The sequence below is a fragment of the Isoptericola jiangsuensis genome (assembly GCF_048320105.1).
In the GTDB taxonomy this organism is placed as follows: domain Bacteria; phylum Actinomycetota; class Actinomycetes; order Actinomycetales; family Cellulomonadaceae; genus Isoptericola; species Isoptericola jiangsuensis_A.
Genome location: NZ_CP182942.1, coordinates 724349 through 738020, shown reverse-complemented (window position 1 = coordinate 738020; position 13672 = coordinate 724349). Strand labels below are relative to the sequence as shown.

Below are 13672 nucleotides of genomic sequence, written 5' to 3'. Positions count from 1 at the left end.
AACGATGTGCTGCGGGGGCGCCCCACGGTGCGCGACGGCACGGTGCGGATCGACGGCGATCGGCCCCGACGCCGCGCCGGCGGGGCGTCTCGCACCGCGGGCGGTGGTCAAGCGCAGCTCCCGACCGGCCTACCATGGCAGGACACGACCGGGGGAGGGGAGAAGCATGACAGTCCTGGAGGACATCGTCGCGGGAGTCCGGCAGGACCTCGCCGTACGGCAGGAACGCACCTCGCTCGACGAGCTCAAGGAGCGCGCCGCCCGCGTGCCCGGTGCTCTCGAGTGCTGCGGCCGCCTGCTGTCGGAGGACAAGGTCGCCGTCATCGCCGAGGTGAAGCGTTCGAGCCCGTCCAAGGGGGACCTCGCGCCCATCAGCGACCCGGCGGCCCTCGCGGCCGAGTACGCCGCGGGTGGCGCGAGCGTGATCTCGGTGCTGACCGAGCAGCGCCGCTTCGGCGGCAGCCTCGCTGACCTCGACGCCGTGCGTGCCCGGGTCGACGTGCCGGTCCTGCGCAAGGACTTCGTCGTCACGCCCTACCAGGTCTGGGAGGCGCGGGCCCACGGGGCCGACGTCGTCCTGCTGATCGTCGCCGCGCTGGAGCAGACGGTGCTGACCTCCCTGATCGAGCGCGTCCACTCCCTCGGGATGACGGCGCTGGTGGAGGCGCACACGGCCGACGAGGTCCGCAGGGCTCTCGACGCCGGTGCTCGCGTGGTCGGCGTCAACGCCCGGGACCTGAAGACCCTCGAGGTCGACCGGGGCACGTTCGCCCGGCTCGCCCCGCTCATCCCCGACGACGTCGTCCGCGTCGCCGAGTCGGGTGTGCGTGGTCCGCACGACGTCATGGAGTACGCCCGCTCCGGCGCCCACGCGGTGCTGGTCGGCGAGGCCCTGGTGACCGACGGCGCCCCGCGCCGGTCGGTGGCCGACCTCGTGGCCGCGGGCCAGCACCCCTCCCTGTGGTCGGTGCGCCCGGCCGCGCAGCCCTGACCCGCTCCCGACGCCGCCCTCCGGCGACCGCCGGACGTCTCGACCCTGCCGCCCCAGTCCACGAACCCCCCGCACCCGAGGAGCGACCGTGCCCGACCAGCCCGTGCGTGACGCGCTGACGCAGACCCTGGCCGACCAGGTCGCCGGCAAGCTCGCCGACGTCCAGGGGCCGTACTTCGGTCAGTTCGGCGGCCGGTACGTGCCCGAGGCGCTCATCGCCGCGCTCGACGAGCTCGAGACCGAGTTCCGCAAGGCGCAGGGCGACCCCGCCTTCGCCGCCGAGCTGATGCGGCTGCACCGCGACTACACCGGCCGGCCCTCGCCCCTGACCGAGGTGCCCGGCTTCGCCGCGCACGCGGGCGGCGAGGAGGGCGCGGTGCGCGTGTTCCTCAAGCGGGAGGACCTCAACCACACCGGCTCGCACAAGATCAACAACGTCCTGGGTCAGGCGCTGCTGGTCAAGCGCATGGGCAAGACGCGCGTGATCGCCGAGACGGGCGCCGGCCAGCACGGTGTCGCCACGGCGACCGCCGCTGCGCTGCTCGGGCTCGAGTGCGTCGTGTACATGGGCGAGGAGGACACCCGGCGCCAGGCGCTGAACGTCGCGCGCATGGAGCTCCTCGGCGCGACGGTCGTGCCGGTCGCCATCGGCACGCGGACGCTGAAGGACGCGATCAACGAGGCGCTGCGCGACTGGGTCACCAACGTGGACCACACGCACTACCTGCTGGGCACGGTGACCGGGCCGCACCCCTTCCCGGAGATGGTCCGGGAGTTCCACCGCATCATCGGCGAGGAGGCGCGCGAGCAGGTCCTCGACCGGGTCGGACGCCTGCCCGACGCCGTGGTCGCGTGCGTGGGCGGCGGGTCGAACGCCCTCGGCCTGTTCAACGCGTTCCTCGACGACGACGGCGTCGACCTGTTCGGCTTCGAGGCCGGCGGCGAGGGCATCGAGAGCGGTCGGCACGCCGCCCGCTTCTCGGGCGGCGCACCCGGGGTTCTCCACGGGGCACGGTCCTACCTGCTGCAGGACGACGACGGCCAGACCCGCCCGAGCCACTCGGTCTCCGCCGGGCTCGACTACCCGAGCGTGGGCCCGGCCCACTCGTGGCTGCACGACATCGGTCGTGCCACGTACGAGCCAGTGACGGACACCGAGGCGATGGAGGCGTTCCGCCTGCTGTGCCGCACCGAGGGGATCATCCCCGCGATCGAGTCGGCGCACGCGCTGGCCGGAGCCCTGCGCGTGGGGCGCCGGCGGGTGGCCGAGGGGCGCGCCGACCAGGTGGTCCTCGTGAACCTGTCCGGGCGGGGCGACAAGGACGTGGCGACCGCCGCCCGGTGGTTCGGGCTGCTGGAGGACGACGGCGAGGGAGACCGGTGAACATCATGACCGCTTCACGGACGGAGGCGCGCCTGGACGCCCTGCGGGCCGAGGGACGGGCCGCGCTCGTGGGCTACCTGCCCGTCGGCTACCCGGACGTGGCGCGCTCGGTCGAGGCCGTCGTCACGATGGTGGACGCCGGTGTCGACGTCGTCGAGATCGGCGTGCCCTACACCGACCCGGTGATGGACGGTCCGGTCATCCAGGAGGCTGCCGAGGCGTCCCTCGCCGCGGGCACCCGGGTGCGGGACGTCCTGGCGGTCGTGGAGGCCGTCGGCGACCGCGTGCCGACGCTGGTCATGTCCTACTACAACCCGCTGCTGCGCTACGGGGTCGAGGCCTTCGCCCGCGACCTCGCCGCCGCCGGTGGCGCCGGAGTCATCACCCCGGACCTGATTCCCGACGAGGCGGCCGAGTGGACCGCCGCGGCGGACACCCACGGGCTCGACAAGGTCTTCCTCGTCGCCCCCAGCTCGACCCCCGACCGTCTGCGGCTGACGGCCTCCGCGTCGCGCGGCTTCGTGTACGCGTCCTCGACCATGGGCGTCACCGGCACGCGCGACACCGTCGGCCTGCGGGCCGAGCAGCTCGTGCAGGACACCCGGGCCGCCGGCGCGCAGCACGTCTGCGTCGGGATCGGGGTCTCCACCGGCGACCACGCCGCCGAGGTCGGCAGGTACGCGGACGGGGTGATCGTGGGCTCGGCCCTCGTGCGCACCCTGCTGGCCGACAGCCCGTGGTCCACGCGGCTGGACGACCTGGGTAAGGTGACCGGCGAGCTCGCGGCAGGTGTCGCGCGCGCCCGTACCAGCGCCGGAGGATCCTCGTGACCGTCATGACCTCGCTCGCGACCTCGATCCCGAGCCCGCCGGAGCACACCTGGTACGTCGGTCCGCTCCCGGTCCGTGCGTACGCGCTCGCCATCCTCGTGGGCATCGTGGCGGCGGTCTGGCTCACCACGAAGCGGTGGAAGGCTCGCGGGGGCGACCCCGACGACGTCCTGGACATCGCGTTCTGGGCCGTCCCCTTCGGGATCGTCGGCGGACGCCTCTACCACGTCTTCTCCACGCCGGACCCGTACTGGGGCGAGAACGGCGACCCCGTGCGGGCGCTCTTCATCTGGGAGGGCGGACTGGGGATCTGGGGCGCCGTCGCCCTGGGAGCCGTCGGCGCCTGGATCGGTTGCCGGCGCAAGGGCGTGCGGCTGTCGTCCTTCGCGGACGCCCTCGCCCCGGGGCTGCTGGTCGCCCAGGCGATCGGGCGTCTCGGCAACTGGTTCAACCAGGAGCTCTTCGGTGCGCCGACGACCCTGCCGTGGGGCCTGGAGATCGATCCCGCCTACCTGCCGATCGACCCGGCCACCGGTGCGCAGTACGCCGAGGGCACGCTGTTCCACCCGACGTTCCTGTACGAGATGCTCTGGAACCTCGCGGCGGCCGCGCTGCTCATCTGGCTCGACCGCCGGTACAGGCTCGGTCATGGAAGGGTATTCTGGGCCTACGTCGCGTTCTACACCCTGGGCAGGGTGTGGATCGAGATGCTTCGCATCGACACCGCCGAGATGGTGCTCGGATTGCGGCTGAACGTGTGGACGTCGATCCTCCTGGGCCTCGGTGCCCTGGTCGCCTTCGTCGTCATCGGTCGGCGGCACCCCGGTCGCGAGGACGGTGTCTGGCTACCGGGCCGTGCTCCGCAGGACCCGGAGGCCGTCGAGGCGGAGACCGAGACCGACGACGTTCGCGACGGCTCGGACGACGCCTCCGAGCCCGATGCGGACGAGCTCGCACAGACCGACACGGATTCGCGTCCGGTCGGGTCCGACCAGGACCCGGCACCGCGCTCCTGACGGTACGTCCCCGGACACCCACCGGGGACGCGCCGCAGGATTGTCCCGACGGGCCGACGACGTCCCGAACCACCCTTGAAAGAAGTCGCGCCCGCCCGCGGGCGCGCAGGAGGACGGTGTTGATGACCACGCCGCAGCACTGGGTCGCGCCCCCCGAGGCGCAGGGCCTCTACGATCCCGCGTCCGAGCACGACGCCTGCGGGGTAGCGTTCGTCGCTACCCTGCGCGGGACCCCCGGGCGCGACATCGTCGACGCTGGCCTGACCGCCCTGCTCAACCTCGACCACCGCGGTGCGGTGGGTGCCGAGGAGGACAGCGGCGACGGCGCGGGGATCCTCACGCAGATCCCGGACGCCTTCGTGCGCGACGTCGTCGACGCCGAGCTGCCGTCCGCCGGCCAGTACGCCATCGGCATGGCGTACCTGCCCCAGGACCTGGCGGAGGCCGACGCGGTGGCCCGCCGGTTCGAGGCGATCGCCGTGGAGGAGAAGCTCGAGGTGCTCGCCTGGCGCGACGTGCCGGTGACGGCGGACCTGGTCGGGCCGACGGCCCGGGCCTCGATGCCCACGTTCCGCCAGGTCGTCGTCGTGGACCCCGAGCGCGAGCTCGGCGGCATCGAGCTCGACCGCCGCACGTACCGACTGCGCAAGCGTGCCGAGCACGAGCTGGACCTGTTCCTCGCCTCGCTGTCCGCGCGCACCATCACCTACAAGGGCATGCTGACCACGGCACAGCTCGAGCCGTTCTTCCCCGACCTGTCCGACCCGCGGTACGCCTCGGAGCTGGCGCTCGTCCACTCGCGGTTCTCGACGAACACCTTCCCGTCGTGGCCGCTCGCGCAGCCGTTCCGGCTCATCGCGCACAACGGCGAGATCAACACCGTCAAGGGCAACCGCAACTGGATGGCCGCCCGCGAGGGGACCCTGGCGAGCGACACCCTCGGCGACCTCGGCCCGCTGCTGCCGGTCTGCAGCGAGGGTTCGAGCGACTCCGCCAGCTTCGACGAGGTGCTGGAGCTGCTGCACCTGTCGGGCCGGTCGCTGCCGCACTCGGTGCTGATGATGATCCCCGAGGCGTGGGAGAACCACGCCGAGATGGACCCGGCGCGCCGCGCGTTCTACCAGTACCACGCGAACCTCATCGAGCCGTGGGACGGCCCCGCCTGCCTGACCTTCACCGACGGGACCCTCATCGGGGCCGTGCTCGACCGCAACGGACTGCGGCCGGGTCGGTTCTGGGTGACCGAGGACGGGCTGGTCGTGCTCGGCTCCGAGGCCGGCGTCCTGGACCTCGACCCGGCCACCGTCGTGCGCAAGGGTCGCCTCGAGCCCGGCCGGATGTTCCTGGTGGACACCGCCCAGGGCAGGATCGTCGAGGACGACGAGGTCAAGTCCCAGCTCGCCTCGCAGCGCCCCTACGCCGAGTGGATCGAGCAGAACTCGATCGACCTGTCGTCGTTGCCCGAGCGTGAGCACGTGGCGCACTCGCCCGCCTCGGTGCAGCGCCGCCAGCGGGCCTTCGGGTACACCTCCGAGGAGCTCAAGATCATCCTGTCGCCGATGGCGAACGCGGGCGCCGAGCCCCTGGGTGCCATGGGGTCCGACACACCCGTCGCCGTGCTCTCCAGCCGGCCGCGGCTGCTCTTCGACTACTTCACCCAGATGTTCGCCCAGGTGACGAACCCGCCGCTGGACGCCATCCGCGAGGAGCTGGTCACCTCGATCGGCGGGGCGATCGGTCCGGAGCCCAACCTCCTGGAGGACTCCCCGGCGCACGCCCGCAAGCTGCTGCTGCCGTTCCCCGTCCTGGACAACGACGAGCTCGCGAAGATCGTGCGCATCGACCGCGACGAGCGGCTCGAGGGCGAGTTCCGCGCGGTGATCGTGCGTGGTCTGTACGACGTCTCCGGCGGCGGCCGTGCCCTGCAGGAGCGCCTCCAGGCGATCTTCGAGCAGATCGACGCCGAGATCGAGACGGGTGCGACGCACATCGTGCTGTCGGACCGCGACTCGGACGCCGAGCGCGCGCCGATCCCGTCGCTGCTGCTCACCAGCGCGGTGCACCACCACCTGCTGCGACGCCAGACGCGCACGCGCATCTCGCTGGTCGTGGAGGCCGGGGACGTCCGCGAGGTGCACCACGTCGCGCTGCTCATCGGCTACGGGGCGGCCGCGGTCAACCCGTACCTCGCAATGGAGACCGTGGAGGACCTGGCACGCCGGGGCTACCTGCAGGTCGACCCGGACCAGGCCGTGAAGAACCTCATCAAGGCGCTCGGCAAGGGCGTCCTGAAGGTCATGTCCAAGATGGGCATCTCGACGATCATGTCGTACCGCGGCGCGCAGGTGTTCGAGGCGGTCGGGCTCTCCCAGGAGCTGGTGGAGGACTACTTCACCGGGACCACGAGCCGGCTCGCCGGCATCGGCCTGGACGTCATCGCCGCCGAGACCGCCGCGCGCCACACCGAGGCGTACCCGGCGTCGGGCAACCACATCCCGCACGAGCGGCTCACCACCGGCGGCGAGTACCAGTGGCGCCGGGACGGCGAGGAGCACCTGTTCGACCCGGAGACGGTGTTCCGGCTGCAGCACGCCACCCGCAGCCGCCGCATGGACATCTTCCGCCAGTACACCCACCGCGTCGACGAGCAGTCGGAGCGCCTCATGACGCTGCGCGGACTGCTGCAGTTCGCGCCGCAGCGGGAACCGGTGCCGCTCGACGAGGTCGAGCCGGTCAGCGAGATCCTCAAGCGGTTCAACACCGGTGCCATGTCCTACGGCGCGATCAGCCAGGAGATGCACGAGACCCTCGCGGTCGCGATGAACCAGGTGGAGGGCCGGTCGAACTCGGGAGAGGGCGGCGAGGACCCGGAGCGTCTCTACGACCCGCAGCGCCGCTCCCGCGTCAAGCAGATCGCCTCCGGACGCTTCGGCGTGACCAGCGAGTACCTGACCCAGGCCGACGACATCCAGCTCAAGCTCGCCCAGGGCGCCAAGCCCGGTGAGGGCGGCCAGCTTCCCGGCCCGAAGGTGTACCCGTGGGTCGCGCGGACCCGGCACTCCACGCCCGGCGTGGGCCTCATCTCGCCGCCGCCGCACCACGACATCTACTCCATCGAGGACCTCGCCCAGCTCATCCACGACGCCAAGAACGCGAACCCGTCCGCACGGGTCCACGTCAAGCTCGTCTCGGAGTTCGGCGTCGGCACGGTGGCGACGGGCGTGTCCAAGGCGCACGCGGACGTCGTGCTCATCTCCGGGCACGACGGCGGCACGGGCGCGAGCCCGCTGACCTCGCTCAAGCACGCGGGCACCCCCTGGGAGATCGGTCTGGCCGAGACCCAGCAGACCCTCGTGCTCAACAACCTGCGCGACCGCATCACGGTCCAGGTGGACGGGCAGATGAAGACCGGCCGCGACGTCGTCGTGGCGGCCCTGCTCGGCGCCGAGGAGTTCGGCTTCGCGACCGCTCCCATGGTCGTCTCGGGCTGCATCATGATGCGCGTGTGCCACCTCGACACGTGCCCGGTGGGCGTGGCCACCCAGAACCCCGAGCTGCGCCGGCGCTTCACCGGCAAGCCGGAGTTCGTCGTGAACTTCTTCGAGTTCATCGCCACCGAGGTGCGCGAGCACCTCGCCTCCCTCGGCTTCCGCTCGATCGAGGAGGCCGTCGGGCAGGTCCGTGCGCTCGACACCCGCAGGGCCGTCGACCACTGGAAGGCGCAGGGTCTCGACCTGGCGCCGGTGCTGGAGTTCGTCGAGCCGCCCGCCGGGTCGTCGCTGCACCGCACGCAGGCCCAGGACCACGGCCTCGACAAGGCGCTCGACCAGGAGCTCATCGCCCGGGCGAAGGAGGCCCTCGAGGACGCCCGTCCGGTGCGCATCGAGGTCCCCGTCCGCAACGTCAACCGCACGGTCGGCACGATGCTCGGCCACGAGGTCACCAAGCGGTACCGGGGCGAGGGGCTGCCCGACGGGACGATCGACGTCGAGCTGACCGGGTCAGCCGGTCAGTCGTTCGGCGCGTTCCTGCCCCGCGGGATCACGCTGCGTCTCTTCGGCGACACGAACGACTACGTCGGCAAGGGTCTGTCCGGCGGCCGGATCGTCGTGCGACCGGACCGAGCCGCGGTGCTCGAGGGTGCCGCGAACGTCATCGCCGGCAACGTCATCGGCTACGGCGCGACGTCGGGCGAGATCCTCCTGCGCGGGCGTGTCGGCGAGCGCTTCGGCGTGCGCAACTCCGGTGCGACGCTGGTCGTCGAGGGCGTGGGGGACCACGGCTGCGAGTACATGACCGGCGGCGAGGTGCTCCTCCTGGGCCCGACCGGCCGCAACTTCGGTGCAGGCATGTCCGGTGGTGTCGCCTACGTGCTCGACCTGCGTGACACGGCGATGAACGGCACGTCGGTCGCCTCCGGCGAGCTCGTCGTCGGACCGCTCCAGGACGACGACTGGGAGCGGGTGCGGGCACTGCTGGAACGGCACCGCGACGAGACCGGCTCGCCGGTCGCCGGCGCGCTGCTCGACGACGAGGCGACCCGGGGACGGTTCAGCCGGATCCTGCCGCCCGCGTGGGCGAACGTGCGCGCAGCGCTGGCAGAGGCCGACGCGGCGGGGACGCCGCTCGGCGAGGGCGACGACTTCGACCCGTCGCTGTGGGAGCGAATCATGGAGGTGGCCCGTGGCTGATCCCCGCGGATTCCTGAAGGTGCGGGAGCGCGAGCTCCCGCCGAGCCGTCCGGTCGAGGTGCGTCTGCACGACTGGAAGGACACCCACGCGCTGCGCGAGGACGGCCAGCCGTACCTCAAGGAGCAGGCCGGGCGCTGCATGGACTGCGGCATCCCGTTCTGCCACCAGGGCTGCCCGCTCGGGAACCTCATCCCGGAGTGGAACGACCTCGTGCGCACCGGCCAGTGGGCCGACGCCATCGAGCGGCTGCACGCGACCAACAACTTCCCCGAGTTCACCGGTCGTGTGTGCCCGGCGCCGTGCGAGTCGAGCTGCGTGCTCGGCATCAACCAGCCGGCGGTCACGATCAAGAACATCGAGGTCTCGATCATCGACGAGGCGTTCGAGCGCGGGCTCGTGGTGCCGCAGGTCCCGCAGCGCCTCACGGGGTCGACGGTCGCGGTCATCGGGTCCGGTCCCGCCGGCCTCGCCGCGGCCCAGCAGCTCACCCGCACCGGTCACACCGTCGTGGTGTACGAACGTGACGACGCGATCGGCGGGCTGCTGCGCTACGGCATCCCCGACTTCAAGCTGGAGAAGGTGCACGTCGACCGCCGGCTGGCCCAGATGGAGGCCGAGGGCACGCGGTTCCGCACCGGGGTGGAGATCGGCAAGGACATCACCTGGGACGCGCTGCGACGTCGGTTCGACGCCGTCGTGGTCGCGACCGGGGCGACCGTCCCGCGCGAGCTGCCGGTGCCGGGCCGCGACCTGGACGGCGTCCACTTCGCGATGGACTTCCTCACCCCGGCCGGCAAGGCCGTCGCCGGTCGTCCGGTCGAGGGTGCGCCGTCGGCGCAGGGCAAGCACGTCATCGTCATCGGTGGTGGCGACACGGGCTCGGACTGCGTCGGCACGTCGCTGCGCCAGGGGGCCGCGAGCGTCACCACCCTGGCGATCGGCAAGCGGCCGCCGTCGGAGCGTCCCGCGCACCAGCCGTGGCCCACCGACCCGATCCTGTTCGAGGTCTCCTCCTCCTACGAGGAGGGCGGCGAGCGACGCTTCCTGGCCTCCACGGTCGAGTTCGTGGCGAACGAGGACGGCGCCGTGCGTGCGCTCAAGGTCGCGGAGACGGAGTATCTTGAGGACGGACGACGGGTTCCCAAGGCCGGCACCGAGCACGAGATCCCTGCCGACCTGGTGCTGATCGCCATGGGCTTCACGGGTCCCGAGACCCCGGAGCTGGTCACCCAGACCGGTGTCGCGACGACGAGCCGAGGCCTGGTGGAGCGCGGGGACGACTACGCCTCGACCGTGCCGGGTCTCTTCGTGGCCGGTGACGCGGGCCGTGGGCAGTCGCTCATCGTGTGGGCGATCGCCGAGGGCCGGGCCGCCGCCGCGGCGGTGGACACCTACCTCCAGGGCACGACCGAGCTCCCCGCACCGGTGGGCCCGCGGACCGTCGCTCTGAGAGGATGAGAACGAACCCGGGCGCCGTGCGGCGCCCGGGCCTGGTCCCGGTCGCGCCGGGACCGTACGACGACGAGGCTGGAGACATGCGCAGAGCGAAGATCGTGTGCACCATCGGACCCGCGACGGCGTCCCCGGAGAAGCTCCGGGAGCTGGTCGACGCGGGCATGGACGTGGCCCGGATCAACCGGAGCCACGGCGAGAAGTCGGAGCACGAGGCCGTCTACCACGGTGTGCGCACGGCGGCGAAGGACGCCGGCCGCAACGTCGCCGTCCTGGTGGACCTGCAGGGCCCGAAGATCCGGCTCGGCCGGTTCGCGAACGACGAGAAGCACTTCCTGAACGAGGGTGACACGTTCACCATCACCACCGAGGACGTCGTGGGTACCCGCGAGCTGGTCTCGACCACGCACGAGGGCCTCCCGGGCGACGCCCGTGTGGGCGACCCGATCCTCATCGACGACGGCAAGGTCCGCGTCCGCGTCACCGCCGTCGAAGGCCCCCGCGTCGTGACGACGGTGGAGATCCCCGGCCCGGTGTCGAACAACAAGGGCCTGAACCTGCCCGGCGTGGCGGTCTCGGTCCCCGCCCTGAGCGACAAGGACACCGACGACCTGCGGTGGGCGCTGAACCTGGGCGCCGACATCATCGCGCTGTCGTTCGTGCGCAACGCCGCCGACTACGACGACGTCCGCCGGATCATGGAGGAGGAGGGGCGCATCGTGCCCGTCGTCGCCAAGATCGAGAAGCCGCAGGCGGTGGAGAACCTGGAGGAGGTCGTCGCCGCGTTCGACGGCTTCATGGTGGCGCGGGGCGACCTGGCGGTGGAGATGCCGCTCGAGCAGGTGCCGCTGGTCCAGAAGCGCATCGTGGAGCTGGCCCGCCGCAACGCCAAGCCGGTGATCGTGGCGACCCAGGTGCTCGAGTCGATGACCACGAGCCCGCGTCCGACGCGTGCGGAGGCCTCCGACTGCGCCAACGCCGTCCTTGACGGTGCGGACGCCGTGATGCTGTCGGGCGAGACGTCGGTGGGCGACTACCCGATCGTCACGGTGCAGACCATGGCCTCGATCATCGAGTCGACCGAGGAGATGGGCCGGGAGCGCATCGCGCCCCTGGGCTCGACGCCGCACACCCGCGGTGGCGTGATCACCCGTGCGGCCGCCGAGATCGGCAACTCGCTCGGCGTGAAGTACCTCGTGACGTTCACCCAGTCGGGCGACTCCGCGAAGCGGATGGCCCGCCTGCGCTCGGGCATCCCGCACCTGGCGTTCACCCCGGAGGAGTCGGTCCGCCACGTGCTGGCGCTCACCTGGGGCACGACGTCGTACCAGGTTCCCAAGGTCGAATCGGTCGACGCGATGGTTTCCCAGGTCGACCAGACCCTGCAGGCCAACGGCCTGGCCGAGGTGGGCGACCGAGTCGTGATCGTGGCGGGCGCACCGGTCGGCGTGCCGGGGACGACCAACTCGATCCTGGTGCACAAGGTCGGCAGCAGCTCGGACGCCCACACGATCGCCGAGTGAGTCCGGCGGCGTCGCGGCGGACCTGAGCCGCCGCGACGCCACCGACCACGAAGGGCCCGTCCACGGACGGGCCCTTCGTCGTGTCGCGGTGCCCCGGGTGGGACTCGAACCCACACTGGATCGGGTTTGAGCCGATTGCCTCTGCCGATTGGGCTACCGGGGCGCGAGGCTGGCCCAATCGAACCACATCGGCGCCGCTTGGTCCCAACCCGGGCGTCGTGCGGCCGGGGGTCCGTCCGGGGTGCGGACGGTCACACCTCCGTGGGGGGTGAAGTGCGCGCGACCAGCGCCTGCGGGGTCTACGATGGCAACCGTGACCGACGAGAAGCTGCCGCTCGACCTGCCCCCGCTGATCGACCAGGAGCCTGCCGCGACGCCTGAGGCGCCGGCCAAGCCCTCTCGACGCGCGGTGGTCGCCGAGGACGAGGCCCTGATCCGCATGGACGTCGTCGAGACCCTCCGGGAGGCCGGCTTCGACGTCGTCGGCGAGGCGGGCGACGGTGAGACGGCCGTCCAGCTCGCGGTCGACCTCAAGCCGGACGTCGTCGTGATGGACGTCAAGATGCCCGAGCTCGACGGCATCTCGGCCGCGGAGCGCATCGGCAAGGCGCACGCCGCGCCGGTCGTGCTGCTGACGGCGTTCTCGCAGACGGAGCTGGTCGAGCGTGCCCGGGATGCGGGCGCCATGGCCTACGTCGTCAAGCCGTTCACCCCCGCCGACCTGCTGCCGGCCGTCGAGATCGCCATCTCCCGCTACCAGCAGATCGGCGCGCTGGAGTCCGAGGTCGCCGACCTGCAGGAGCGTTTCGAGACCCGCAAGCGCGTGGACCGCGCGAAGGGCCTGCTCATGACCAAGATGGGTCTGAGCGAGCCGGAGTCCTTCCGCTGGATCCAGAAGACGTCGATGGACCGCCGTCTCACGATGCGCGAGGTGGCCGACGCCGTCATCGACCAGGTGGGCGGAGCCTGACCGACGTTGTGCTACTCCCTGGCGGGCGCTATGGTCACCAGGGAGTCGTGATCGTTTCGTGACCTGTCGGTCGACAGTCCGACGTCCGTCGAGGGAGTGTTCATGCGCGCTGGGATCGAGGTGCGGTCCGCGAACGAGGGTGATCTCGCCGTGGTCGCCGAGCTGGTGGCGAGCCAGGGGCCCGAGGGTGGTACCGCTGCCACGGCGGACCCGCGCCGGATCTGCGAGCACCTCAGCGTCCTGATCGCCTCCGGGGGCGACGTCCTGGTGGCTGTGGACGACGACGTGCCGATCGGCTTCCTCCTGGCCCGTGTCCTCGGCCCTCGCCTCTACGCCACGACCCCCAGCCTGTACGTCGACGCGATCATGGTCGCCCCCTCCGCGCGGCGGCAGGGTGCGGGGCGCGCGCTGCTGGTGGAGGTCCTCGACCTCGCCCGGTCGACCGGCGCGGAGAACATCTACTGCGCGCCCGCACCGGGTGCCCGCGAGATGCACCGGTTCCTGGCCCAGCTCGGCTTCGCGCCGGCCGCAGGTCACCGCGTGGTCGCCACCTCCGCCCTGGAACGCCGCCTCGCGCAGGAGCCGGCCGGCGGACCCACGGTGGTCCGCCGTCGTGACGGCGTGCGTCGCCGTCGCGACGCGACACGGGCCGCCATCGAGGACCTGGTGGCGCGTCGACGTCGGGCCCGCGAGGCCGGTCTGCCGACGGGGCCCGTCGATCTGCGTGCGTTCCAGGCGCAGCACGCCGCCGAGGAGGCCGCCGCCGCACAGCTCTCCGCGCAGCGGCGCGAGCCCAGCTCGTCGGCCTCCTGAG

At 72.0% G+C, this 13672-nt stretch carries 9 protein-coding genes and 1 tRNA gene; 9 read left to right on the top strand and 1 reads right to left on the bottom strand.

Annotated elements, in window-relative coordinates:
- The first annotated feature begins 166 nt into the window (after positions 1-166).
- The 7 genes from trpC to pyk all read left to right on the top strand — a co-directional run bounded on the left by trpC (position 167) and on the right by pyk (position 11888).
- Entirely contained in the window at positions 167-991 is an 825-nt protein-coding gene (trpC, locus tag ACNHYB_RS03440; protein ID WP_418276983.1) for an indole-3-glycerol phosphate synthase TrpC, read from the top strand.
- Between the two features lie 88 nt (positions 992-1079).
- The gene (gene trpB, locus ACNHYB_RS03435; RefSeq protein WP_418276982.1) at positions 1080-2375 is read left to right on the top strand and encodes a tryptophan synthase subunit beta; all 1296 of its coding nucleotides are present in this window, start codon (positions 1080-1082) and stop codon (positions 2373-2375) included.
- Between the two features lie 5 nt (positions 2376-2380).
- Positions 2381-3205, top strand: a complete 825-nt coding sequence (trpA, locus tag ACNHYB_RS03430; RefSeq protein WP_418276981.1) for a tryptophan synthase subunit alpha — start codon at positions 2381-2383, stop codon at positions 3203-3205.
- Between the two features lie 5 nt (positions 3206-3210).
- Positions 3211-4221, top strand: a complete 1011-nt coding sequence (gene lgt, locus ACNHYB_RS03425; protein WP_418277981.1) for a prolipoprotein diacylglyceryl transferase — start codon at positions 3211-3213, stop codon at positions 4219-4221.
- A gap of 122 nt (positions 4222-4343) precedes the next feature.
- Positions 4344-8912 (top strand): glutamate synthase large subunit, encoded by a 4569-nt coding sequence (gene gltB, locus ACNHYB_RS03420; protein ID WP_418276980.1) that lies wholly within the window; start codon positions 4344-4346, stop codon positions 8910-8912.
- Positions 8905-10371, top strand: coding sequence for a glutamate synthase subunit beta (locus tag ACNHYB_RS03415; RefSeq protein WP_418276979.1), 1467 nt, complete (start codon positions 8905-8907; stop codon positions 10369-10371). Before gltB ends, ACNHYB_RS03415 begins: the two co-directional genes overlap by 8 nt.
- Before the next feature lie 77 nt (positions 10372-10448).
- On the top strand, positions 10449-11888 hold the full coding sequence (gene pyk / locus ACNHYB_RS03410; protein ID WP_418276978.1) for a pyruvate kinase: 1440 nt from the start codon (positions 10449-10451) through the stop codon (positions 11886-11888).
- Between the two features lie 89 nt (positions 11889-11977).
- Here the strand turns inward: pyk and ACNHYB_RS03405 are convergent.
- Positions 11978-12051: transfer RNA gene (locus ACNHYB_RS03405), tRNA-Leu, on the bottom strand.
- Between the two features lie 141 nt (positions 12052-12192).
- On the opposite strand from ACNHYB_RS03405, the gene ACNHYB_RS03400 reads away from it, so the two are divergent.
- Both ACNHYB_RS03400 and ACNHYB_RS03395 read left to right on the top strand, forming a co-directional pair.
- Entirely contained in the window at positions 12193-12858 is a 666-nt protein-coding gene (locus ACNHYB_RS03400) for an ANTAR domain-containing response regulator (protein WP_418276977.1), read from the top strand.
- Between the two features lie 102 nt (positions 12859-12960).
- A complete protein-coding gene (locus ACNHYB_RS03395) occupies positions 12961-13671 on the top strand; it encodes an N-acetyltransferase family protein (RefSeq protein ID WP_418276976.1) in 711 nt (236 codons plus the stop codon).
- Position 13672 lies beyond the last annotated feature (1 nt).